The organism is Roseibium polysiphoniae (assembly GCF_014842925.1).
Classification (GTDB): Bacteria; Pseudomonadota; Alphaproteobacteria; order Rhizobiales; family Stappiaceae; genus Roseibium; species Roseibium polysiphoniae.
Window position 1 is genome coordinate 529,151 of the sequence record NZ_JACYXJ010000004.1, and the last position, 24,471, is coordinate 553,621.

Annotated in this window: 24 protein-coding genes and 1 pseudogene; 4 read left to right on the forward strand and 21 right to left on the reverse strand. The window is 54.8% G+C overall.

The genetic code is table 11. From position 1 onward, the window contains the following. Positions 1-22 precede the first annotated feature (22 nt). The 3 genes from IG617_RS12685 to IG617_RS12695 all read left to right on the forward strand — a co-directional run bounded on the left by IG617_RS12685 (position 23) and on the right by IG617_RS12695 (position 3,509). Positions 23-949: a TAXI family TRAP transporter solute-binding subunit gene (locus tag IG617_RS12685; RefSeq protein WP_254170530.1), complete on the forward strand. Its 927-nt coding sequence runs from the start codon at positions 23-25 to the stop codon at positions 947-949. A 75-nt stretch (positions 950-1,024) separates the two neighbouring features. Next, the gene (locus IG617_RS12690) at positions 1,025-2,911 is read left to right on the forward strand and encodes a TRAP transporter permease (RefSeq protein WP_209008435.1); all 1,887 of its coding nucleotides are present in this window, start codon (positions 1,025-1,027) and stop codon (positions 2,909-2,911) included. A gap of 22 nt (positions 2,912-2,933) precedes the next feature. After that, complete coding sequence (locus tag IG617_RS12695; RefSeq protein ID WP_192109568.1) at positions 2,934-3,509, forward strand: cupin domain-containing protein; 576 nt, start codon at positions 2,934-2,936, stop codon at positions 3,507-3,509. 136 nt (positions 3,510-3,645) lie between these two features. Here the strand turns inward: IG617_RS12695 and IG617_RS12700 are convergent, their stop codons facing one another. The 5 genes from IG617_RS12700 to IG617_RS12720 all read right to left on the reverse strand — a co-directional run bounded on the left by IG617_RS12700 (position 3,646) and on the right by IG617_RS12720 (position 7,768). Further along, on the reverse strand, positions 3,646-4,329 hold the full coding sequence (locus IG617_RS12700) for a fumarylacetoacetate hydrolase family protein (RefSeq protein ID WP_192109569.1): 684 nt from the start codon (positions 4,327-4,329) through the stop codon (positions 3,646-3,648). 36 nt (positions 4,330-4,365) lie between these two features. Continuing rightward, entirely contained in the window at positions 4,366-5,124 is a 759-nt protein-coding gene (locus IG617_RS12705; RefSeq protein WP_192109570.1) for an ABC transporter permease, read from the reverse strand. A gap of 11 nt (positions 5,125-5,135) precedes the next feature. Further along, complete coding sequence (locus IG617_RS12710; RefSeq protein WP_192109571.1) at positions 5,136-5,945, reverse strand: ABC transporter ATP-binding protein; 810 nt, start codon at positions 5,943-5,945, stop codon at positions 5,136-5,138. After that, a complete protein-coding gene (locus IG617_RS12715; protein WP_192109572.1) occupies positions 5,942-6,706 on the reverse strand; it encodes an ABC transporter permease in 765 nt (254 codons plus the stop codon). Before IG617_RS12715 ends, IG617_RS12710 begins: the two co-directional genes overlap by 4 nt. A gap of 81 nt (positions 6,707-6,787) precedes the next feature. Next, entirely contained in the window at positions 6,788-7,768 is a 981-nt protein-coding gene (locus IG617_RS12720) for an ABC transporter substrate-binding protein (RefSeq protein ID WP_192109573.1), read from the reverse strand. 342 nt (positions 7,769-8,110) lie between these two features. On the opposite strand from IG617_RS12720, the gene IG617_RS12725 reads away from it, so the two are divergent. After that, positions 8,111-8,779 carry a FadR/GntR family transcriptional regulator gene (locus IG617_RS12725; protein WP_192109574.1) on the forward strand — a complete coding sequence of 223 codons (669 nt, stop codon included), beginning with the start codon at positions 8,111-8,113 and terminating at the stop codon, positions 8,777-8,779. Positions 8,780-8,827: 48 nt separating this feature from the next. On the opposite strand, the gene IG617_RS12730 is transcribed toward IG617_RS12725, so the two are convergent. The 16 genes and pseudogenes from IG617_RS12730 to IG617_RS12805 all read right to left on the reverse strand — a co-directional run bounded on the left by IG617_RS12730 (position 8,828) and on the right by IG617_RS12805 (position 24,460). Further along, the gene (locus IG617_RS12730) at positions 8,828-9,718 is read right to left on the reverse strand and encodes a flagellin (RefSeq protein ID WP_192109575.1); all 891 of its coding nucleotides are present in this window, start codon (positions 9,716-9,718) and stop codon (positions 8,828-8,830) included. Between the two features lie 17 nt (positions 9,719-9,735). Continuing rightward, on the reverse strand, positions 9,736-11,079 hold the full coding sequence (gene flgK / locus IG617_RS12735) for a flagellar hook-associated protein FlgK (protein ID WP_192109576.1): 1,344 nt from the start codon (positions 11,077-11,079) through the stop codon (positions 9,736-9,738). Positions 11,080-11,114: 35 nt separating this feature from the next. Then, a complete protein-coding gene (locus IG617_RS12740; protein WP_192109577.1) occupies positions 11,115-11,600 on the reverse strand; it encodes a hypothetical protein in 486 nt (161 codons plus the stop codon). A 2-nt stretch (positions 11,601-11,602) separates the two neighbouring features. Beyond that, positions 11,603-11,869: a hypothetical protein gene (locus IG617_RS12745; RefSeq protein ID WP_209008436.1), complete on the reverse strand. Its 267-nt coding sequence runs from the start codon at positions 11,867-11,869 to the stop codon at positions 11,603-11,605. Next, positions 11,866-13,122, reverse strand: coding sequence for a flagellar hook protein FlgE (gene flgE, locus IG617_RS12750; RefSeq protein WP_192109579.1), 1,257 nt, complete (start codon positions 13,120-13,122; stop codon positions 11,866-11,868). The genes IG617_RS12745 and flgE overlap by 4 nt, the downstream gene beginning before the upstream one ends. Positions 13,123-13,131: 9 nt before the next feature. Continuing rightward, positions 13,132-13,818, reverse strand: a complete 687-nt coding sequence (locus IG617_RS12755) for a flagellar hook assembly protein FlgD (RefSeq protein ID WP_192109580.1) — start codon at positions 13,816-13,818, stop codon at positions 13,132-13,134. Between the two features lie 374 nt (positions 13,819-14,192). Beyond that, a complete protein-coding gene (locus IG617_RS12760; RefSeq protein ID WP_192109581.1) occupies positions 14,193-14,423 on the reverse strand; it encodes a hypothetical protein in 231 nt (76 codons plus the stop codon). Positions 14,424-14,510: 87 nt separating this feature from the next. After that, positions 14,511-14,954 (reverse strand): flagellar export chaperone FliS, encoded by a 444-nt coding sequence (locus IG617_RS12765; RefSeq protein ID WP_192109582.1) that lies wholly within the window; start codon positions 14,952-14,954, stop codon positions 14,511-14,513. Positions 14,955-14,957: 3 nt separating this feature from the next. Next, a complete protein-coding gene (gene fliD / locus IG617_RS12770; RefSeq protein WP_192109583.1) occupies positions 14,958-16,661 on the reverse strand; it encodes a flagellar filament capping protein FliD in 1,704 nt (567 codons plus the stop codon). 104 nt (positions 16,662-16,765) lie between these two features. Beyond that, positions 16,766-17,365, reverse strand: coding sequence for a flagellin (locus IG617_RS21950; RefSeq protein WP_192109660.1), 600 nt, complete (start codon positions 17,363-17,365; stop codon positions 16,766-16,768). Positions 17,366-17,505: 140 nt separating this feature from the next. Further along, positions 17,506-17,938: pseudogene (locus tag IG617_RS21955) on the reverse strand (flagellin); the annotation flags it as partial. A 130-nt stretch (positions 17,939-18,068) separates the two neighbouring features. Next, positions 18,069-18,677, reverse strand: a complete 609-nt coding sequence (locus tag IG617_RS12785; protein WP_254170549.1) for an RNA polymerase sigma factor — start codon at positions 18,675-18,677, stop codon at positions 18,069-18,071. Positions 18,678-19,304: 627 nt separating this feature from the next. Next, positions 19,305-21,257, reverse strand: a complete 1,953-nt coding sequence (locus tag IG617_RS12790) for a sensor histidine kinase (protein WP_192109585.1) — start codon at positions 21,255-21,257, stop codon at positions 19,305-19,307. Continuing rightward, the gene (locus IG617_RS12795; protein WP_192109586.1) at positions 21,242-22,138 is read right to left on the reverse strand and encodes a phosphate/phosphite/phosphonate ABC transporter substrate-binding protein; all 897 of its coding nucleotides are present in this window, start codon (positions 22,136-22,138) and stop codon (positions 21,242-21,244) included. Before IG617_RS12795 ends, IG617_RS12790 begins: the two co-directional genes overlap by 16 nt. A 97-nt stretch (positions 22,139-22,235) precedes the next feature. Continuing rightward, positions 22,236-23,444 (reverse strand): HD domain-containing phosphohydrolase, encoded by a 1,209-nt coding sequence (locus IG617_RS12800; protein WP_192109587.1) that lies wholly within the window; start codon positions 23,442-23,444, stop codon positions 22,236-22,238. Continuing rightward, positions 23,441-24,460, reverse strand: coding sequence for a response regulator (locus IG617_RS12805; protein ID WP_192109588.1), 1,020 nt, complete (start codon positions 24,458-24,460; stop codon positions 23,441-23,443). The genes IG617_RS12800 and IG617_RS12805 overlap by 4 nt, the downstream gene beginning before the upstream one ends. Between the last annotated feature and the right edge of the window lie 11 nt (positions 24,461-24,471).

Below are 24,471 nucleotides of genomic sequence, written 5' to 3' on the forward strand. Positions count from 1 at the left end.
TTGAAAATTTGGGAGGAATGACATGTTGAGCTTGATGAAAAAGACCGCGTTTGCGGCGGGCCTGCTGTTGGCAGCAACGGGGGCTGAAGCGGAGGAGCTTCGCATTGGTACCGCGAGTCTTGGCGGTGCCTTCTATCCGATGGGCCAAAGCATCGCGAACCTGGTCAATAAATATGCCGGCGATGACATTTCCATGGTTCCTGTCGTGACGGGTGGGTCGGTACAGAATCCGCGTCTCTTGGATGCCGGTGAAGTCGAGATTGCCATCACGAACAACAACCTGGCTGTTCTCGCGATCAATGGGAAAGGCCCCTACAAGTCCGGCGCTATTGATGTCGGGGCGGTCGCCGCCTTGCACCCAAGTGTGCTGCATATGATTGTGCTTGAAGGCTCTGACATCAAGACCATCGAGGACCTCAAGGGCAAACGGGTGGCTGTCGGACCAGCAGGGGGCGGCACGCTCGGTTTCCTCAACTTCCTTCTTCCGCTCCACGATATGGAGCTGGAGGACATGACCCCTAGTTTTCTCTCATACTCCGATGGTTTCAGTCAGCTGAGCGACGGCAATGTTGATGCAGCCTTCGCGCTTTCTGGCTACCCGGCCGGGGCGGTTATGCAGGCATCTGCGGGCAACAAACTGCGCTTCATTTCCTTCTCAGACGGGATGCTGGAAAAAGCGCTTGCGAAAAATGGCGCCTACAAGAGCGTTGAGATCCCTGCGGATGTTTACGGCACAGCGGAGCCGGGAACCGTTATCGGCGTCAACAACATGCTGATCGCACCGAACTCTTTGAGTGCCGATGTCGTCGAAAAGATCGTTGCATCTGTGTTCAACCATCTCGACGAGTTCCAGGCTGAAAACGCCAATGCCAAGCAAATCGATCCGGCGGCATCTCTCAGCCTTGCGATTCCATTGCATGAAGGTGCGGCGAGATACTTCGAAAAGTAACCTTTCTGGCTATCGCGAGTACGGCGTGCCGCAAATGGCGGCGCGCTCATTTGGAAGGTCGGAAGGCTCGGGAAATTGAATATCAGAAGTATTGTCGCAAGGGCGTGCAGCAAGCCCGCTCTTATATCATTTGCCGCGTTTGGGCTTGGTGCCTTTCACCTTGCCGTGGTTTCAGGGGTGTTCTCCCTGTCGACGATGCCGATGCGCTTGATTCATGTCGCCTTGGCTTTTTCTCTTCTTTTCGTCCTGAAACCGGCCTCTGGGCGTCTCGCCGGCGGCCGATTGAACGGGCTGTTGACGTGGAGCTTGGTGCTTGCCGCCGTGGGTGCGAGCCTTTGGTTGATCACGCGCTGGAAGGCCATCGCTTTCAGCGGCGGTCTCACGGAGCCGGCGGACTTTTATGCCGGAGCAGTTATCCTGGTTCTGGTGTTTGAGGCAGCGCGTCGTGGCGTCGGGCTGGTTCTTGCTCTCATCACACTTACCTTCTTCTGCTATCCCTTCATCAGTCCTTTCCTGCCCGGCATCCTGAACGGAAGAGGATATGGCCTCGAGCGCATGGTCATCTTCCTGACCACGGATACGCAGGGCGTCTACGGCATCCCTGTAGGCGTGGCTGCGACCTACATTATCATCTTCACGATCTTTGGCGCGATGCTGTCACGCTTCGGTGCTGGTGACTTCTTCTTCGAGGTCTCGATCAGATTAACCCGCGGAATGCGTGCGGCAAGTGCCAAGTCCGCGGTGCTGTTTTCGACGCTCATCGGCATGGTCTCGGGCTCGGCGGCGGGCAACGTTGCGGTGACGGGAACGGTCACGATCCCGATCATGAAGCGTGAAGGTTACGCGCCTCACCAAGCCGCGGCTATTGAAGCTGTTGCCTCTACAGGAGGGCAGCTGATGCCACCGGTTATGGGGGCCGCGGCCTTCATTATGGCGGAGATTGTTGGTGTTCCTTACACATCTGTCATGCTGATTGCGCTGTTGCCAGCCTTGCTGTTCTTTGGGTCGGCGTTCTTCGTCGTGCATCTGCAGGCGGTGAAGTCAGATATCAAGCCGGTCGAGCATGATCAGACCGATGGCCGTCCTCTTTGGAAGGTTCTCGTTGACGGCGCGCCCTTTATCGGGGCTTTCGGGGTCCTTCTGGGACTCATGCTTGTCGGTTTTTCGCCCTTTAAGGCATCGCTCTGGGCGATGGCTATCCTGATTTTGCTTGATGTCGTGAGACATCGACGGCTGGATGGTGAATTCTTCAAGAAGATTGCCGGCAGCATATCCGATGGCGCGCTCAACGTTGTCACCATCTCTGCAGCTTGCGCGGCGGCGGGAGTTATCTCGGGCACACTTGGTATCACCGGATTGGGTTCGAAGATTGCGCTGTTGATTGATGTCGCTTCCAATGGTCAGCTTATTCTCGCGTTGTTCTTCACCATGGTCACATCCATCGTTCTTGGAATGGGGCTCCCAACCACGGCGGCCTATCTGATCCTTGCGACAGTCGTTGCACCTGCCTTGGTCAAGTTCGGCGTGCCGGTCCTGACGGCTCATTTCTTCGTCTTCTACTATGGCTGTATCTCGACGATCACGCCGCCGGTCGCGCTGGCGTCTTATGTCGCGGGCGGCATTGCGGGGGCTGACATCAACAGGGTCGGGTGGACAGCGGCGGCTTATGCGGCGACCAGCTTTATCTTGCCCTTTGCCTTTGTGTTTGGACCCAGCCTCGTCATGCAAGGCGACATCTTGGCGAACATCGTTGCGGTTGTGACTGGCTTTGCCGGCATAGCCTCCATCGCTGTCGGTGTGGTCGGCTGCCTCCATCGGCCACTGCATTGGTTCGGCCGGGTCGTTGCCCTGATCGCAGGCCTTTGCTTGCTGCTCCAATTCTGGCCGACGGCTGTTGTTGGCGCTGCACTGCTGGCGGGGCTGCTTTTCTCACAGCAGGCAGGCCGAAAGATTCCTGCTTAAATTGATGACTAGAAGGACAGATATGGCTCGTAAATTCAGACGCGTCGTGACGGGTCACGATGACAATGGCGTTGCAATTGTGGAGAGTGACCAGATTGCGACGCATCTCCTTCAGAGGCCAAGCCGGCCGGGTGTGACACTGACCAATTTCTGGCTGACGCATGAAACGCCTGCGGAATACGACGGGGCAGTTGAGACCTGCGAGGGGGACTTCATTCTACACCCGCCAAAGAATGGCAGTGTTTTTCGTGTCGTTGAATTCATGCCTGAGGATCCGGAGGTTATGGCAACCCTGGATGGCAAGGCAGCGTTCGCGGAAATGGGTGCAGGTGCCAACATCGTCGAGGGCGCACGCCACCCCTTCATGCATCGCACGGACAGCGTTGACTATGCGGTGATTATGAGCGGAGAAATCTACATGCTCATGGATGAAGATGAAGTGCTTTTGAAAGCTGGCGACGTGGTGGTTCAACGCGGTACAAACCACGCTTGGTCCAATCGTGGCGCCGAACCCTGCTCAATTGCCTTTGTGCTTATTGACGGAGTTACCAAGGCCGATGCCGCGCCAGAACACCAAAAGGGCATTCCGCAACGATAAAACTTGCAGCCGTCGAAGAGCATTTCTCTGGAACGCAAAAAGGCCACGCCATATATATTATGGCGTGGCCTTTTTGGTGTCATGCTTAGAAAGGGCGCGGCCACATCAGGTGGCCGCGCCAAGTTTGCCGCATCAGTTAGACAACAACGACCTCGATTTCACCGACACCTTCTACCTTGCCGATCATCACATCACCCTTCTGGATGGCACCGACACCGGCAGGGGTCCCGGACATGATGAGATCGCCACCGGCAATTTCATAATATTCAGACAGGTAGTTGATCATTTCAGGCACCTTCCAGATCATCTGGTTGAGGTCGCCCTTCTGCCGCTCAACACCATTGACCAGCAAAGACACTGCGCCCTGATCAAGACAACCGGTCTTTGATACAGGTACGATTGGGCCCATTGGCGCAGAGTGCTCAAATGCCTTGCCGATTTCCCAAGGACGACCCATTTTCTTCATCTGGCCTTGTAGATCCCGGCGCGTCATGTCGAGCCCGACCGCGTATCCGAAGACATGGTCCTGGGCGCTTTCAAGCGGGATGTTGCGTCCGCCGCTTTTCAACGCGACAACCATCTCCAGCTCGTAGTGAACGTCGCTTGTGTGCGGCGGATAAGGAAACTTGCCGTCCTGCACGATGTTGTTCGGATTCTTCTGGAAGAAGAAGGGCGGCTCCCGGTCCGGATCGTGCCCCATCTCGATTGCGTGATCCGCATAATTGCGGCCGATGCAGTAGATGCGGCGAACCGGGAACGTGTCGTCCGTTCCTTCGATCGCGGCTGCTACTTGTTGCGGCAGGTCAATCACATAACCCATTTTGTAATTCCTTTTGTCTGTAGATGGGATGTCTGATCATGGAGCACGGCTGGCGGCATAGTAATCGACCTTGCGCTCCAGGTAGCCCAGGCCTTCGGCCAAGGTGAAGGCGGCAAAGAAGAGAACCAAGAGAAGCGCCCAGAAGTGTTCCATGAGGAAGTTGGCTGAGTAGAGTTCGAACAGGCGGCCGAAGCCCACAACGGATACCAGCAATTGCCCGATGATGACGCCTTTGACCGCGCGAATGAAGCCGATGCGGACACCAGCAAGGATCTCGGGAAGCGCGGCCCAGATATAGATCTTGAAGAAGGCCTGGAATGAGGACGCGCCGAAGGAGTGCGCCATTTCCACGAGGGAACTTGAGATCTGCTTAACGCCCGCACGGGTGTCGAGAACGATGATCCAGATCGCAAACAGCGCAGTAGTGATAATGACCGTCTGCTCACCGATGCCGAAGAGCACCATCAAGACTGGTACCAACGCCGTCAATGGAGCGCTCAGGAACATGTTGACCCAGGGCAGAAGCAGGCGATCGATCAAAACGCTCTTTCCCATCAAGACGCCAACGGGAATGCCGATGGCCACGGCAAATCCGGTTCCGACTAGAAAGGCCCTTGCGGTCACGCCGAATGCGCTCAGGAAGGAGTTGGTCGGAACGATCTCGACCATTTTGGCGAGGATTGCACTCAAGGGAGGCAGCAGGATCGTCATGTCGAGTTGCCCGACGATTTCCCACAGAACGGCCCAAATCAACAATGAGCTCATCATGGGAAGTTTGTAGCCGAATAGTTTCATTGCTCTGTTTCCTATTCAACATACGACCGCAGGGAGGACCAGATGCGCTCTACCGTGTCCAGATAGACTGGGTCCCGGCGCAGGGCATCAGGCGAGATGCTGCGATCTATATCCGGCTTAATGATCTCCGAGACGCGGCTTGGGCGGGCAAGGAGCAAGGCAATCTGGTCTGAAACGTAGACCGCTTCCTCGATCGAGTGGGTTACGAAGATGAAGGTCTTCTTCTCATGCTCGACCAGCGCAAGGAGGTCTTCCTGAAATTTACGGCGTGTCTGCTCGTCGACGGCCGAAAACGGCTCATCGAGCAAGAGGACGTCCGCGTTCACAGACAGCGCGCGGGCAAGGCCGACCCGTTGGCGCATGCCACCGGACAGTTCATGAGGGTACTGCTTTTCAAAACCGGAAAGGCCAACCGCGGCAATGTATTTCTCCGCAACAGCCTCGCGCTCTGATTTTGCGATACCGCGAAGTTCCAGGCCGAAGGCCACGTTCCGGATGACGGTCGCCCATGGCATTAGGGCGAAATCCTGGAAAACAAAGGCGCGATCTGGTCCGGGGCCATCAACCGGCTTGCCATTAACGAGAATTTCGCCGGAGGTTTGGTCAAGCAAGCCACCGATGATTTTCAACAAGGTTGTCTTGCCGCAGCCGGAGGGACCGAGAAGTGATGTCAGCTGACCTCTTGGAAAGTCCAGCGTCATGTCATTCAGGGCGTGAATCGCACCGCCGTAAATCTTGGAGACGTTGCGGACGGAAACCGCAATATCACTTTGGGGCGCATCTTGAGTGGTTTTGAGGGCTGTGTTGCCTTGGCTGGTCATGCGCTTACTCTTTTGTCTGGCCTGAACAGTGTCAGTTCGATTTTTTCAATGACGTCTAGGAAAACGACTGCAAGTACGATGATCGAGAAGATTGCAGCGTACATTTTCGCGTACTCGGCGATCGCCTGATTGTAGGTGATGACATCGCCAATGCCCGTGGGCGTGATGAGCAGTTCGGACAGGATGGCTCCGATAAATCCGGCGGATACGCCAAGCCTAAGTCCGGCAAAGATCACTGGTGCCGCAGAAGGCAGAATGATCTTGAAGATGATCTCCATTGGAGAGCCGAGGAACGAACGTCCCATCTCCTTGATTGAGGTTGGTGTATGGCGCACCGCGTTGGCCGAATTCAGGACAATGACAGGCATGGCCATGATGCAGACGACCATGACCTTGGACGTGAGACCGATGCCATAGGCCAGAACAAGCAGGGGGATCAAAGCTGCAAGTGGCGCAGACTGCATCACAACGAAGATCGGCGATGCGAACCACTCAACCTTGAAGCTCAAACCAATGGCGACACCGATGGTGATGCCGAGAACTGCGGAGATGGCGACGCCAAGAATGAGTGGCTTCAGGGTCTCCGGATAGGCTCGCAAAAGAGAGCCGTCGATGGTGATCTCCCATAGGCCCTGCATGGTTTCGAGGAAGGTTGGAAACGCAGGACTGACGGGAATTCTTCCGGCGTATTCCCATGCGCAGAAGACAATAATGATCGATAAGACCTTGAGCGCGCGAGCGCTGGTCAGATGCTTATCCATTGGATGTATCTTTCAGGGTGCGAAATTCAGGTATGGGGTCGGCGCCCGGTAAGGCGCCGACTGTTCTGGAGATTTTCCGTCTTACTGTTTTGCGAGCGCCGCGTTCAACGGCCCAAGATTCCAGAAATCTTCGACCTTCAGAGTGGCTGGGTCGCCGGCTAGCTGTCCCGCTTCACCATAGAACTCAAAGTCAGCCCGGGCTGCGTCCGCGCCGCCACCATTGGGGTCGTAAAGACCGCCGTCGACAGCTTCCTGGTAATAGGCGTCAACCTCGGAGAGGAGTTCTTCAGGCAGATCAGAGAGCAGGTTGAAGCGCTTGCGCTCCCTGTCGACGATTGTTGGGTCCTCGTTGACCTCCTGCCAGGTCTTCAGGAGGGCCTCGACGAGAATGGCAACGCTCTCCTGGTTGTCATCAATCCAATTTTGGTTTGCGAAAAGAATCTCGTCGCTTGCGCGGCCTTCAAGGCCAGGCAGCGTGTGGAACCTGCCTTCGGATTTGGACATCAGGATGTTCTTGTTCGAGATGTCTACGATTGACGCGTTGACCTGTCCCTTAAGCATGGCAACGATACGGTTTTCGGAGCCTGGAACATAAGAACGCTGACCGAAGGTGATGCCTTCCCGTTTTGCAATGATGTTGGCGATCGCGTCCGTGCCGCCGCCACGTGAATGCAGCGTGATCGGCTCGCCGTCCATGTCTTGCCAGGTCTTGTATTTGACTTCGGCAACCGGGAAGAAGACCAGCTTTGAAAGCTGGAAGAAATTCCGGATGGGTGCCTTTGATTTTTGGATCACCGAGTATGGGGAGCCGATCCCAAGATCCATCTGGCCACTGATGATTGCCTGGATTGCCAGACCTTCCTTGCCGAAGGTGGTCAGTTCGTAGTCGAGCCCATTTTCCTTTGCGCGCTCCAGAGCCACGAGCAGCGAAAGGGTTTCTACCGACGCGACGTCGCCCAGTGCGATGCGGACTTTTTCGGCACTAGATGAGACAGTTGAGAACGCCAGAGCTGACACCGTGATCGCGGCGGCCCCAACTATGCTTTTTAGTGAAAATCCCATGTTTTCCTCCCAGTGGTAGTTCGACAACCAAGCTTGAACCAATCGTCTCAAGTTGGATCATTTTGTATTTATTTTTCAATTCAAAGCTTTTTATCGATATTATTCAATAGCATTTTTGGCAATGTGCGCTACAGATCCTCATTGTGTTTTGGTGTGTGAAAGAAGGCTGTATCCGTAAATCATTGTTGTAAAATAGATATTTTTTGGCCTTATCGGGTGTGAGTGCGGCAGTTCAGGAGCATGTTTTTTTGACGCGAGGCTGCCTCAAAAGAAAGGTTGAGAATTTAGAATAATCGATATATTGGTTTTACCAATCTTGAAATTGGTTTTAAGTGGGGTGTGATGACGGCTGAGAATGGAGCGTTGGTGCAGTTAAAGGCCTATATCGGTCAAAGCAGTGCAGGCCCGGGAGATCGAATCCCCGCTGAACGCGTGTTGTGCAAGGAACTTGGTATCTCCCGGGGAGAGTTGCGGCGCGCGATTGCAGTTTTGGAAGCGGAGGGGCGCGTCTGGCGTCATGTCGGGCGAGGGACGTTCGTTTCCGACGGCATGGGCATGGTCGAAGAGCCTTCGGTTTCTGAAATCGCAAAAAAGACAACGCTCAGAGATGTTATGAAGGCACGCCTCGTGCTTGAGCCGATGTTGGCAGGCTTGGCGGCAGAAGAAGCTAACCTGGAGCAGATGGAGGCCATGAGCGCCAACATTCAGCAGTCACGCAAGGCAGAGACCTGGCGCGAATATGAAGCGTCAGACAATCGGTTTCACCGGCTCCTGGCGCAGGCGACCCAAAATGTTCCGCTGCTGGCAATGTTCGACCAGCTCAACTCACTTAGGCGAACCGTTGTCTGGGGGCGGCTGCGGCAACGCGCGGGCCATCCCCCTGCCGATCATCACAGTTTTGCGGAGCACCAGGCCATCGTCGACGCTATTCGTGATCGTGATGCTGCCAAAGCTCGTTCCGAGATGCATGCTCATCTGACGTCGGTTTCGAACAGGCTCTTCGAGGCTTGAATGTTACAGAAGGTCGGCACCTCCTGGCGCGCTTCAAACTGTCAGCTGTTAGAACAAATAATCGAGGACTGACAGGTCGCTGAGTGAGCCGAGTGCCGCGTAGCTGGCCTCGAGTTGGACTTCATAGCTGGAGGCTTGAACGATCAATTCGGCAACATCGGAGGAATTGAGTTCGCTGGCCAGCGCCTCTGCTTCCGCGATGTATTCCTCTTCGGATGAGATGAAACTCTCCAAGCTAGATGCAGCTGTCGACGTGATGCTCTGCAGGGCAATCACGCCATCTTGCGCCTCGACGAGAAGATCTGAAAGCACTTCGACATCATCTGTGGTCAGAGGATCTGCACTTGCCGCATAAGACAGCGCTCTCATGGCCGTTTCAATCGCCTCGGTATCCGCTGTAATGCCATAGTCGAGTGATCGCTCAGAGCTCAGGCGCACGGTTTGAACATAGGTGTCGCCCGTGTAGTAGCTGCTGTCTGTGGTGGTCAGATCGGTAGCCTCATAGGCCGTTAGATCGACCGGCGCTTCCTGGGTGTTGCTTCCGGCAAAGAGATAGCGTCCGGCAAGCTGTGTGTTGAGCAGCGAAGAGACATCTTCCAGATATGCTTCAGCAACGACCTGCAAGGCGGTGAGGTCCTCGTCGGTGAGGACTGCTGTCACGTCTGCGCGCATGGACGTGAGAATGTCGCTGATGCCACCGAGCGCCGAATATGTCATTTCAACACGGGAGAGCGCATCTTCTGCAACAGACAGAGAAGCTTCGGATCTGGAGAGGGACACTTCCAGATCCACAAGCGTCGCGGCATCCGTTCCCAAGCCCGCATAGTCGGAGGAAATGGTGCCGCTGACCTGCTGTTCCTGATTGCTCGCGAGCTTGGCCTGAGTCTCGAGAGCGCTTTGCAAAATCGTGGATGACTGGCTGAATGTAGCAACACGCATGACCATCGGTCTTCCTCCTATTGAACCGCAGTCAGCAAATCATCAAACATTTCCTGAACAACACTGAGAAGCGTCGAGGCGATTGAATAGAGCTGTTCGAGCTCGGAAAGACGGGTCAGTTCTTCATCGACATTGACGCCATAGGTCGATGAAATCGTGTCAGAAATGGTGCTGAGTTCGGTTTCTGCCAATTCAAGCCGTGTCTCTGCGGTGGTGGTCGCATTGACGAGATTTGAAAGAATGCTGTTGGCGTAATCCGTAAATGACATCTCGTCCGCGGATAGGTCTCCGGCAGCATCAAAGCTTACGCTCGCTTGCAGGACATCGAGCAGTTCATAGGCGACCTCGGACGGCAGCGTGTCGCCAAGCATCAGGCTCGGGTCGCTCTGAACTGTATCGCTGACGGCAATGTCCGAGGCGCCTGTACCGTTGAGGAGACCCGCGCTCACAGTGTTCAATTCATCGATGAAAGTGGTCGCCAGTTCGTCCAGCATGTCCTGATAGGCTGGCAGGGTTTCATCGCGAAGCTCGATCAGGGCGCCCAGATTGCCAGTGTCGAGATCGCCGGTGATGTCGGTGCCATTCGCTGAAATGCTTGTGGTGCCGTCAGCTGCTGTTTCGGTGGTCAGAAGATGCGCGCTGCCGTCGACGAGAACCTGACCATCGCTTGTGTATACCTTTACGGTCCCGTCGTCGGCCTTGAAGGTTGCGATTTCCAGTTGCTCGGAGAGAGATACAAGGGAAGCGTTCAACTGATCCTCAAGGTCCGCCGTGCTGTCGCCGCGGGCAGAGGCAGCTTCGATCTGCTCGTTCAAGGCATCGATTGTCTCTATGGCCTCATTGGCGGCCATGACGCCATCTGCAATCTGCTCGTCGGCCTGATCTATTGATTGCTGAACATCCGTCGCAAGGCTGTTGAGCTGGTAGGTGACATCCTCAAGCGCTGACACGGCGGCACTGGCAAGACTTTCGCTTTCGGGAGTCTCGGCAAGTTCTGTCAGCGCGCTTTCGAAGGTGGCAATGGTATTGGAGATCGAACTCCCGTCGCCATCTTCGCCAGTTGTTGATCCAAAAGACTGCTGTAGTCCGTCGAGGTAGTCGGCTGTGACGGTCGTGTTGACTGCGTTGGTGGTGGCGGTGAGCAGGTCGTCCAGTAGATATCGGCTGACACTTGAAGCTATGCCGGTAACCGCGACGCCGGAGCCATAGCCGAGAGTGGTTTGAGACTCCGCCGAGGCGGATTTTGCCGTATATCCCTCGGTATCTGCGTTGGCGATGTTGGAAGATGCGACCGACAACTGCACCTGCGCCGCGGTGAGCGCGCTGGCGGCAATATAGGAAGACGTTGTCAGACTGGTCATCAACTGGGCTCCGGTTCGCGCTCAAGCGTGTTTGGTTACGCTTCGTACCGCCGTCCGATCGAGACGGGATGCGGAGTGTTCTGGTTGTATTGGCCGTTGACGCCATATCTTGCCGTCGATTGCTGCTTGTCCTGGATGGCTCGCATGATGGTTTTCACCCTCCGGCGGTTCGCGGTGAGGGCGCGGACCAGGTTCTGATTGTTGTGCGCGAGTGCAGTCGTCAGTTTTTCGTTTCTGTGCTGGAGCTCTGTGAATTTCCCGGGCGACGCGAGCAGGAAGATGTTGCTTTGCGCCCTGAATTTTTTCAGGAACAGCTCAAGTTCTGCTGCCAGTTTCTGTTTTCTCTCAAGAAGATCTTCAATGGAGGTCGGGCGACCGCTTGTCAGCCTGCGGTTCTCTTCCTCGGTGACCGCAATAAGATCATCTGCAACGCAGATCGCATGATCGACGATCGCTTCTACCTTTGCGATGTCTTTTGGGGACAAGACCACGTTCGGCTGTTTCTCTGATTGCGTTGTCATGTTCATCGTCCCTGTTTCTTCAATGTGTCGACCGTGCGGCTGTATGCGCCGATGACTTGTGTCGCCGTGGTGGAGCGGGACATCTTTTCTCCCGCTGCCTCTTGTTGCTGACGCATGCGGCGCATCAGGTCCTGGAGGTCGCGTTTGCAGACCAGCAGCCTCAATTTTTGGGCTGCAGAACGCGGAGAAGCTTCAAGCCGAAGGATTTCAGCCCTCAATCGCCGGCGTTCTTCCTTGCAAGCTTTGAGCTCTTCGGTCATCGCCGTCACCGGACCGCATCCAGGAGTGTGTCGAACATGTCGCTGGCCGTAGACATGATCTGCGATGCTGCGGAATAGGCTTGCTGTGCGGACATCATGTTTGAGAATTCTTCTCCGGTGTCCACGGTGCTGGCTTCCAGCCAACCGCCTTGTATGGAGCCTGCGCCGCCTTCTCCAGCTTCATGCAGAGTGGCGTTGCCCGAGGTAGATGATCGCGAATAGATGCCTTCGCTGTCTTCCTCGAGACCGTCCGGATTACCGAATGTCGCAATTGGGATCTGGTAAATCGAGCGTTCTTCGCCGTTGTCGAAGAAAGCAATGACGGAGCCATCATCGGAGATCTCGATTGAGCTCAGATTGCCGTACGCCAAGCCGTCCTGGTCGATGGATTGGACATCGATTGAGGGGTCACCATCATCGGAGGCGTATTGTGTGAGGCCAGTCGTGCTATCTGCATCGCCCAGCCCGAGGGTTATGGAGCTGTCTGCTGCACCCGTGGTCCAGCCTTCGATTGTCAATTCGGCCGGATCCGGGTTTGTCGAGGCCAAGGTGCCATCGGCATTAAACGTTACTTCTACCGCCGCAGAGGTGACCGTTCCGATCGTCTCTCCTGTAGAGGAGAGGGTGGGGTCGGAGTATGCAATCTCCCACGTGTTTTCCGCGGTCTTGCTATAGGTTGCAGTTACCGTGCTTGTGGTGCCCAGGGAATCATAGACCTCAAAGCTTGTTTCAAAGCTGTCACCAACTTCTGCATCTGCCGGGAGATTGGCCTGGAACTCCACACTTGATGTGGCGTCGACAGAGCTCTGGACGGAATCGAGATCAATGGCCTCCAGCGAATTCTCGCTGGTGCCACCGGTGACCTCCCCATCGGCATCGGTCGTCCAGCCCAGGAGATAGTAGCCGCCGTTGGTCAGGTAACCGTCGCTGTCGACAGTGAACTCACCATCTCGGGTGTAATAGGTTGATGTCGCGTCTGTTCCATCGGAGACAATGAAGAAGCCATCGCCCTCAATTGCGAGGTGGGTCGCATCTGTCGACTGGACCAGGAGGCCTTGCTGATCGACGTTTGAGACCATTGTTGCGGCGACGCCGCCGCTCGAATTCGTTCCGCTTCCTGCGACCAGACTGGAAAAGCTTGTTGACGATGACTTGTAGGCAGTCGTCTGAGAGTTGGCCAAGTTGTCTGAGATGACGGAAAGCGCCGTGCTCTGCGCAGACAGCGCGGAGATCGATGCGTTGAGGGCTCCTTGCAAGCTCATGCCGGCCCCCTACTGCGCTGCGACGACGGCGAGGACGTCGTCGAGAAGAACAGAGGAATCTCCAATACCCAGGACGGCTTCGTCGCTGGTTGTGTCGACAGCAGTCACCTCAGCGATGACGGTCGTGTATCCCGAAACATCATTGCCATCGGCGTCTTGGGCTTCCACCTCGATGGTATACAGTCCGCCATCTTCAAGCTGCTCACCGCTGGATGTAACGCCGTCCCATGTGAATGAGTGAGAGCCCTCATCTGTCTCTCCTGTTTCGCTAAAGACCGTGTTTCCGTCTTCATCGAGGATGTTGACCGTGACGCTCTCGGCTTCACTCTCCAAGGTGTAGGACCATTCGGCCTCACCATCTTGAATCGACGTCGTGTTGCCGACCGCTTCGACGGTTTGTCCGAGGTAGCCAAGGCCCTGTGAGTTCATGAGGCTGGCCAGCGTATCGGTGATCGAAGAGAGCTGGTCAGAGATCTCCGATTGGGTCTCATAGCTGGCGTAATCGACCATCTGACTGATGTATTCGCTCGTATCGGTCGGGTCGGTCGGATTTTGGTTCTGAAGCTGTTCTACCATCAGCATCAGGAATTCGTCACTGTCGATAGAGGTTCTGTCATCGTCGGACGTTGTTGATGTCGTCGATGTTGACGTAGTGCTTGTTATGTCCGAGTAGTAATTTACGGTTGATATAGTCATATCGCCGCCCTCGCTCGATTAATACTTTTCGAGGGCAAGCGTGAATTATCGAAATCGACAAATTGCCCTGTATAGTATTGAAACGGGCGCAATAGTCATTTCAGGCGGGGTTTTTCAAAGAATTTACTTGGGAATATTCTGCCTAGAGAAATTTAAGCTTGGCGGGAAGAAATTTCCTAGCTTTATTAATCTGAATTTGACTGAAATCCAGGCTCCGTGACGAGTGCGTACACGGCGCCTTGTACGCGCATTGCGATTTGCGAAGATTGGTGGGCAAAAAATACCAGCTAGCGGACGTCTGGGCAGCGTCAGAAACAGACGGCAAGGAATGCTGGTTCCTTACGGCTCTGTCCCGTCGCCCAGAGGCTTGCACGTCAGGAAATTTCGCGTGCTTTTTTGAGGATTTTCGTCGCAAGGCCTTTGGGGGCCAAGCGGGGCTGATGGGAAGAAAGCAGTGCCTTCAAGGCTTGCTCTTCTTCCAGCCGATTTTTCGCAGCACTGCACATTTTCAGCAGCTCTCTAGCAGGCTCTTGTTCAGCCGAAGGCCAAACATTCAGATCTGAGCCGTGTTTGTCCAACAGCGCATCAAACTTCTCTATTGCCATTTGATGCTTCACTGAAGTCATAACCAAACCAGACAGAATCCGTGCATGACCAAAACGGTACATGCGCGGATGTTGGTTGTCTATGGCTTAGACGCATTCAGCAACAATTCGTTCAGCTCGTATGTCCTCGAGCAGAGTTTGCTGATTTCGCGCTGATAGCGTGGTCATCTCGGCCCAGGCGTTGCGCAATTCGAGCAAGCCCGTCGCAATCGTGCAGAAACGGTCGCTCGCATCGGACTTTGATGCGGCGCTGTTCAACGCGAAAATATTGCGCGTGTACATGTCGATCAGTTGCCGGGCGAGAGTTCTATCAACATCAAGGTCTACGTTCTGGCGAAGTCCGCGCAGGATCCCGGTCGCACGTGCGATACGCGCGTGTGCCTGGTCAAATTCCTTTTTGCGGAGATGTCCCGCGGCAAGAATGATCGCATTCAAGACTTCGTCGAGCAGGAGGGTCATTGCGGCGGTCGGGGCGACAGTGGTCGCGGCTGTGCGATAGGCGGCAATTGCCCGGTTCATGGCGTAGCTCATCACTTAATCTCCTGAACTTAGAAGAGCTTCAAGGTATTCAATGTCGGCCTGAGCCGCTTCGATCTCTGCCTGATAGGATGCGTACAGCTCAGTCAGATAGTCCCGGTAGTCGTCAGCATCGCTGATGATGCTGTCGTATTCCTCTTCGTAGTCCGTGTTTTGATCACTTAACGTGGTGATGATCTCGGTGAGAACGCCATCGTCCTCATCCGCATATTGGTTCACGACGTTGTAGAGGTTTTCCGCGAGGCCGGATGTGAACGTCATGTCGACGGTCTGGCTCTCCGTCCCGGTGAACACGAAGCTGATCCCGTCGTAGATGCTGCCCTCTACACCAACGATACGTGTGCCGCTCACCTCAAACAGGCCCTCGGCACCATCGACAAGGACGCTTGTGACACTGCCCTCGTCATCCACTTCGATATCGAGTGAAAGCTCATCAGGCATTGAGTCGCTGCGTGCGAGGAGCGCCAGATCATTGGAGCTTGTCTCCATGTTGAAGAGCAGGAGATCCTCGATCGCATCGAGATCGGTGAGGAGCGCATCCGAAAGCGTGTCGTCGTCGACTTCCAGGTAATTGCTGCTGTCATACGATAGGCCGATCAATGACATGCCTTCATTGTCGATGATCGTCGCCAGGCTGGAAGCGATACCCGAGTTTGCCAGGCGCATTGTGCTGTCGCCGAACAACACTGCATCATCGGATGCGCCGCCCGAGGAGGAAACCTCCTGCTGGGTCAGGGCCCATTCCCGGTAGGCATTGTATGTGTCGACGAGCGTGTAGATCGCGTCTTGAATTGTCGTCAGCGATTGTGCGACTTCAACCGAGATGTAGTCGTCATCGCTGGTTTCCTGGTAAATCGAGAAGGTCAATCCATCAACAACGTCGTCGATGACGTTGCTGTCACGTGTGACCTGGATGCCATCAACGCTAATGATGGCGTCTTGCGATGACTGTAGTTCGCTTGTGAAGGCTCCCGATGTGTCCGTCACGCCAAGGGACTGGCCGATATCGTCACCGGACGTTGAAGACAGGACGATGTCCTGACCCGTTTCTGTGGCGCTGAGAACAAGCTGGAATTCTGTGTCTGAGACCTGGATCACTGAAGCAGAGACGCCTGTTGTATCTGACAGCAGGTTTATCTCTTCGGCAATCTCATCAAGCGACATGTCCTCGGTAATGGAGATCTCGCTGGCACTCTCGCCGTCTTCATACTCGGCTCCGTCGAGCTCAAGTGTGAAGCTTCCCGACAATCCAAGTTCCGCGGTACTGTCTGCGTAAATGTCACCCGCCACTTTCTGACTGGTCGCGAGTTGCAGGATTTCAAGCTGATAGGTCGCAACATCCACGCCATCATCAGCGGTGACGACAACCGCGGATTCTGCAGTCACATCGCCGTAGCCTGTCAGATAGGCTTCGCGAACAGAGAAAATGTCGTCAGATTCTGTGAGCGAGTTGGTCGTGCCGCGGATCGTGTCGAGTGCATCCTCCATATCCTGCAGGAGAGATTGCATTTCCTCGTAGGCCGCGATTTCGGCCTCGTTCTCGAGCATCTTGATTTCGATGGTGTCGGCGGGAAGCTCTTTTTGCATGACAGCCGCCTCGATCAAAGCGTCCCAATCGATGTCCGAGTTTGCGTTGGCAGTCGCGGTGTATACGGTTTCTGTCGTCGTCACCGTGGTCGATGTCGTATCGGTCACACTCATCGAAAAGCTCCGGTTCTAACGAAGTTTCATGGAGCCGGGTCACCTGTCACACCGCCGGAGCGAGGCATCTAGTGGGGTGTTCAAGGTGACCCGGTAACTTGGTCTTAGCGGATCAGGGAGAGAAGGTTTTCAGGCATCTCATTGGCCTGGGTGGCCGCTGCGACAGCAGCCTGAACCTTCACGCTCGCGGCGGACAGGGCGGCCTGTTCCTTCGCAATGTCAACGTCGGCGATCGCCGACTGTGCAGCGTCGAGGTTTTCGATGCTGGTGTCGATCTGCTCGGAGCGGAACTCAAACCGCGACATGGTCGCACCCATCTCGGCGCGCGCGTTGGAGACCTCATCAATTGCCATATCGAGGACTGAGAGAGCTTCCTTTGCGCCATCTGCTGTCGAGATATCGAGTTCAGCGATGCCAAGGGCCTCTGTGGTCAGTTCGGGAAGCGCGAGATTGATCGTGTCTGCCGAAGATGAGCCGACAACAATGTCAGCGCCCGTTGTGTCGACCTCCGTCGCGGTTCCGCTCGTGGTTCCGGCAGTCAAGCCCAGAGTTGCGAGGTTGAGCGTACCAGTGCCGTCTTCCAGGGTAATGGAAGCGTTGTCTCCGGAGTCCAGCGTCGTCAGCGTGAGCGTGCCGGATTCATTAGACGCTACGACTGTATATTCGCCCTCATCCTGCAGGCCTGAATTGATCTGCTCCACCATTTCGTCCACGGTCAGTGTGGTGTCGTCGGTGGTCAGCTCAATTTCAATGTCGTTGATGGTGATGGTGCCGGTGGTGTCGGCCGTCACTGTTGCGTCAGCTGTGGCGCCTGTCACGGTCGCCACCGTTTCAATGGTGTCGTCCGAGAAATCACTGGAGCCATCGAGAAGGCTCTGGCCGTTGTAGCGTGTGCTTTCAGCGATGCCGTTGATTTCTTCCTGAAGCTGTTCGAATTCAGCCTGGATGTAGGCGCGCTCGGTATCTGTCACGGTTCCCGAGGCGGATTGTGAAGAAAGCGTCTTCATACGCTCAAGAATGTCGCTGACGTTGGCGGCGCCGCCATCGGCTGTCTGAAGCACCGAGATGCCATGCGAGGCATTGGTCGAGGCCTGCTCCAGCGAAGCTACATCCGATGAAATCTTGGTCGCGATGGCCAGTCCTGCCGCGTCGTCGGAGGCCTTGGTGATGCTTGAGCCGCTGGCGAGCTTGGCAAGCGAGTCGGATTGTTCGGAGGAATTTGAGTTCAGGTAGCGAACCGCTGTGTTTGCCGCGGTATTGGTCGAAATAACAGGCATCTTCTTCTCCTCAGGTCACAGGATCCACGCTCATTCGCGGCGCGGTCAGCACGACTGATCGCGCTCTGAGGGTTGAACGGAGGAGAAGATCGAATTCGGGCGCTATTTATTTTTTTCGATTTAAGTAGAGTTAACTATTTGTAAATGCAGCCAAGATATCGGCGCCCTGCTTTTTGAGTAACTGTCTCAGTTTTTGGCGCCCGCGTTTCAGTAGGGACTCCACTGCCGACACTGTTGTGTCCATGATTTCAGCTATCTCGCCATTGCTCATGTTCTCATTGTAGGAGAAGACGATCGCAATGCGCTGTTGATCGGGAAGCTTCATCATGGCGCTTTCCAGCAGCGCGGTTACTTCTTGTCTTTCCAGGTCCTGTGTCTGGTTGCAGCTGGTGTCTTCCAATTCAGGCAGTTCGTCGACTGTCTCGGTCCTTGGCTTGCGGAGGAGGTCAATACAGCGGTTGCTGACGACCCTGAAAAGCCATGTGGAGAATTTGGCCAGTCCGCTCTGCCACATCTGCCGACGTGTCCAGACTTGTAGAAACGCATCTTGAACGACGTCTTCTGCATCCTGTCCGTTTTGCAGGATGCGGTAGGCGACCGCGTAGCCTCTGTCGACGTGACGCTCGACCAAAGTCTGGAAGGCGTCTTCTCTGTCAGAGGCAATGAGTGCCAGAAGCTCGTCGTCAGACAGGACCTTTAAATCCATCTCGGAGTGCGGCGTGATTGGATTTGAATGCATCCCTTGATCAGTCCCCATCCCGGTGCCTGAAGAGTCAATTCTTGATGTCGCAACGCCCATATTCATGTTCCAAAATCGGGTAGGCCACCTCACGGTAGCCATGGTTACGAATCTATAACGTAGTAATAGCGGGATTCGGGCGGAGAAAAGTTAAGTTATGTAGATTTTTGCTAGGTATATATTACTTATCTACTAGGAAATAACTTCCTTTTGGTAGGTAAAATTTTCCTAGTTAGGATTTTGTTAAGTATAAAATACATGTATTTAAGATTTTTTGGCTTTTAAATTTATTAATTTTCGCGGTCTTGATGACTACGCACGCCGATGGGGCGCGAGGTCTCACATGGGTGCCGTATTTTTGCCGTCTTTGTTAAAAGGTGTCGAATCCTGTCAGTTCTGACGAGGTATTCGGCGCCGCCGATATGCATTTTCGCATCAGCCACGTTAGACTGAAGGTGCTGTAGCCCATTAAATATTGAGTTTTTCATGTGCCTGTGCCGGCGCATGCCTTAAATTGTTCATAACCGGCCTTGTCGTTGTGATAAGGCCGGCTGCGACCATGACGGAAAAGTGGTCGGGTAAAAATGCTGACTGTTCGCCGGTACTGCTCAAGCGATCTGAGGTCAGTCAGGCTGCATGTGAGTCGGCGGCCTCATTTTGTTTTGACGATCCCGGCATGATTGGCAGCTTCACAATGAAGGTGCTCCCCTTACCGTTTTCTGATCTCACGGAGAGCTTACCGCGATGTTTGATTTCCACGATTGACTTGCAAATTGCCAAGCCCTGTCCTGTTCCTTTGCCAGGCGGCTTGGTGGTGTAGAACATGTCAAAGATGCGGTGCAGAGCGCTCTCGGGAATGCCTGGGCCATTGTCGGTCACCGAAATCGTGCAGAATTTCATGTCCTTTTCGATGGAGACAACAATCTCGCCCTTGCCGCCGGCATAGTCCTGCTTCTGGGAATGTTCTGCTATTGCGTCGGCAGCATTGACGATCAGGTTGATGACGACTTGCGATACATCTCCCGGGTAGCAGGGGATGATCGTTTCAGTTTCGGCCGGCTCAAAGACAAGATCCGCACCGTGTCGCCATTGCGATCGTGAAACAGTCACCGCATTCTCGACGAGATTATTGAGGTCGGTCTCTGTTGTTTCGGTGTCGTCAGGATGAGCGAATTCCTTGATGGAGCGAACAATCTTGCCGATGGAGTCAACGCCTTGTGCCGCTTCGGAGAGCGCTGCTGGAATTTCTTCCTTCAGGAAAGACCAGTCAATTTCTTCAAGCTGTTCAGATTGGGCAGACGCCGGAACATCATCCAGGTTTGATACAAAGCCGTTGAGGTCGTCGAAAGCCTCTCGAAGGAACTTCAGATTGTCGCCGATGAACTGTGTCGGCGTGTTGATCTCATGGGCGACGCCGCTTGCAAGCGTACCCAGGGACTCCAGCTTGTGCGTTTCCATCAGCTCGAGCTCAAGGCGGCGATTTTTTTCATTCGCGTCGAACAGCTCGGTCACATCCGTGTCAACCATGACAAATCCGCCAGCTGCAATCGGCCGCTGCGTATGAAGCAGGATGCGGTCACCCATCCATTTGCTTTGCCAGGTCTGGATCTGGTTCGCGCCAAGGCGCTTCAAGCGATCGTAAACTGCCTGAGTTTGTGCTTCGGATTTTGTTTCTGACCGCCATGTATAGGCCGACAACAATATGTCCTTGAACACAGCTCCCGGGGCGCAGTCTTCCTTGTTCAGTTTGTACAGATCACGGGCAGCTCGGTTCACGAAGCGCAGTTCGCCATTTTCTCCGACGATGAATATCGCTTGAGACACGCTGTTGATGGCGTTGTGCAGAAGTGTTTCTGCAAATTTACGTCCTGCTTCGGCTTCGTTCTTCTCGATCTTGACGACCTTGGCATACTCCTCGAGCGCAGAGGACATCTGATTGAAGGAGCGAGCAGTGCTGGCGAGCTCGTCGTTTCCGACAACCGGCATGTGGAAGCCGAATTCACCCTTGGCGACACGAGCCGCGCCGTCTCTCAGGTGATGAAGTTGTCTCGTCAGGATCGTGCCGAGAATATAGCCGAAGATTGCGACCAACAGCACCTCCACGCCGGCGATGACCCACATCCTGCGAGATCCAGCTGCGATGACATCGTTAAGTAGAGAGGCGGACAACCCAATTTGGACCGTGCCAAATTGCGCACCGGCAACACCAATTGGCGCCGCGACATTGAAATTGCCATCACTTAGATCTTGATCGTTGGTGGTGGTGTTCACCGACGATAACTGCACGGGAATGGTACCCCCTTCCGCAAGCACCAAGTCGTTCGAGTTTCTGATTTGAACATACAACAAGCCCTCGTTCGATAGAGCCTGCTCAACGAGCGTATCCAGGGTCGCTAGGTCGAGTGCAACAACCGCATCACTTGTCATGGTGGCAAGCAGTTTGGCCGACGTTTCGGCGCGTGTTCGCAACTCGCGTTCGTTCGAGGACCTGAGATCATGCAGGCTGGTCATCACCAAGATCGCGAGAAGTATGATTTCGATCAGCGCGATGCCGAGGATGGTCTTCAATTTGAATGACATGTCTCTTCTCCCGCGGATGCAATTTCGGTCTGGTTCGCGGTGAGCTGCAATGCTCTGACATCGTCCCAGGTCTCATTGGAGGCCGAGACAAAGCCGGTCATCCCCAGAGGCTTGAGCAAGGATGCATCCTCTAGCTGCATCATCGCCGCGATGACCTTGCCTCTGACCTCCTGCGGCAGAGAAGGCGAAGTGGTGAACGCATGCGGAGTGTAAGCGTCCGTCTGGTAGATGATCTTCAGCTGAGACTTCAAGTCGTCGGGGAGATTGTTGAAAGTCCGCATGACGCCACCACCGGCCGGGAAGAGGCCCAACGCCACCGCGCGGTATACGGAGTCATGCGACTTCACGTAAACCGGTTCGAACTCGATGTTCTGCGCAGTCAGTTCTGCGCGTGGGATCACACTGGCGCCAAACGCAGCGGGTGAGGGAAAGGCGATGGCTTGTTGGTTGAGCTGTCCGAGATCGCCCGGCTGCGAGTCCGCTCGCGCGACAAGTATTCCTTTCAGCTTTTTGTCAGCCTGATGGGCAAAGGCCTCATAGCCGGCGGTCTCATGTACGACCGTATAATGGTACGGATTCATATACGCGAAATCGTACGCCTTGGTCGCGAGACATGTTTCGAAGGTTGGAATGTCCTTGGCGGTCGTGAACCTTAACTTGTATCCGGTTTCTTTCTCGATCTCGGCCAGGATCGGTACCCAGACTTGGGCAAGCCTGCTTGCCGATTGCTGGGGCACAATTCCAAACGAGTAGATTTTTTCAGCCATTGCCGATTGGCACAATGCACATAGAAAGAGGGCGCTGCTCAGGAGTAAGAGTTTTCCTTGAGCCTGCTGCCGGTTAACTGCGATGGCGACATTGTTGGCATATTGTCTGGTCATGAGCTGTTCCTTCCGTTTCGTGCACAATGCGGAGTTTCAGCGTCGGGAACGATCCCCATTTAGGGATCAATTCGCCACATCGTCCCTCGTATGGTTTTTAAGATACGGCAGCGCCTGGGACGCCCTGTGGAGGCGCCACTTTGTAGTCCCGCCAGATGTCGATGCGCATGTCCGGCTCTCTCAGAAACTTGACGGAGCCGAGCCTCTTGATGGTGACCGAGCTTAGGGGGCTACCGGCCGCCAAAAGAAGGCGGCCATCCGCGTCGCGAATGTCTTCTGCGAGGGTGTCTCCAGACAGCAGTTGCAGGATCGAAACCGACTTCCGCTCAGCTTCGACGCCGCCCGCAAAGACCTGATCTCCGCCAAGCGATTGACGCATGGCGTCGAGAATACGAGGGTCGTACCTGGGCGCGTTGCGTTCCAACTCCGCCATGCAGCTTTCGAACGACTGAGAATTCCCGGTTGTGATCTCAGCTAGGTCAATCAGGGCACAAAGAACGCGTGCGGATTCCGGCAGGTTTTCGCCTTGCACATCATCAAGAGGGAACCCGCTACCATCATAACCCTTCCGGCAATAATAGATGGCGTCGGCGATGCCTTCCATACGGGGAATGTTCATCACCAGATCGCGCGCCTGGGCGGCCGCTTCGTTGATGCTTCTCAGTTCATCTGGATTGAGTTCGCTGCCACTGAAATAGCGCTCGGCAAGCTCGTCCGGCAGGGTCAGGTAGCCAAGGGTGCAAAGCATCGCGGAAATGCCTTGTTCAAGCGTCGGCTTGGACTCAAGAGCCTTGTGAACCTTGCGGACCCAGCGCTGTATCAGAGATGATCTGAGATGCGCGCGTGGCTTGGACACTGCGATGATGTCGACAAGCATCTTGATGCTGCCAGACAATGTCTGTTCAAGAAGCTCACGCTCCGCGACGATTGTTCGGTGGTGGGCTATTCCCTCTTCAATCGTCTTCAAAAGACTTTCTGAATCACAGGGCTTTGTGATGAAGCGAAAAATGCGTCCATCGTTCACCGCGTTCATCGCAGTCTTCTGATCATTGTTGCCCGTCAGCATGATCCGGGTGATAGACGGGGCTTTTCGCGATATCACGCCAAGCAGCTTGATACCGTCCATACCCGGCATGTTCTGATCGCTGACGACGACTGCGAACGGTTCAGAGGTCTGGAGCTTCTCCAGCGCCTCCTTGGGGCCGTTTGCCGTTGTGACGTCCACTGACTTTCGCAAGACACGATATGCCGCCTGAAGGACGTGCATTTCGTCATCAACCAAAAGGACCCGTCGGTTCTCACTCATGCCGCCGCCTCCTCATTTGACAGCTGATTGTTTTGTTCAATCACTGCGTTCGCAATCAACTTCGGCCAGTGCTCAAACGGCGTTGAAGCATTGGATTTTGCGAGTGACAAAAGTGATTTCGGCAAGATTTCCGGGAGGCCGAACAAGACGGTCAGAAAGGCGGCTCGCTTCGCGACCTGGCTGAGGGTTCCGGTCGTGTCGACCGCCCCGCACCGAAGTCCCAGGCCCAGCACATAGGCGGCAGATAGGACATTCTGGCTGTCAGTTTGCGCGGTGCATTCATTTCTTGACGCGCGCGCGAGCCAGTAGGCTTCTTGTTGGACATTGTCGTCTTCAACTTGGACCCGGCTGTCCTGTCCAAGCCGTCCTGCCTTGAGCAGTTCTCGAAGTCGATCAGCGCCGATGGTAGAAATGGCTTTCCTGATGTCACACGTCTGCGAGGCTTGTTTGAAGTAGGCTGAATTGCAGATCTGCAGGGAACGCAGGGACAAGCTTGGATCTTGCTGTACGATATTCGTTATTTCATCAATGCTGACATCCTCGGCGTCCAATACCCCTTGAAGGGCATTGAAGATGCTTGCCGGGGTGCCGAGCTTGTCCAGCATGGACATTTCAAAGACGCCGTTTTCGATCTGATCGTGCAACTGTGCATCTACGACATCTCGAATGACCGATATTGTCGCTTCTGGCGAGGATGGCTTTGCGAGAAAACGATGGCTCCGGCCGACAATGCGATAGATCTCTTCGAGCTTTGCCTCTCCGGAAAGAACGATCCGAATGATTTCAGGGTGATTTTCTGAAATCCACTCGAGCAATTGAGAACCGTCGACTTCCGGCATTCTCATGTCGGTGACGATGATGTCGACGTTTTCCCGAGTGATCACCTTCACGGCGTCGACACCGCCATAGGCAAAGTGGATGTGCCATTCATCTTTGTAGTGCCGCACATGCCGGCGGACCGCCCGCAAGATGTTGGGTTCATCGTCTACAAAGAGTACACTCACTTTCCGGGACATCGCTTTGCTCT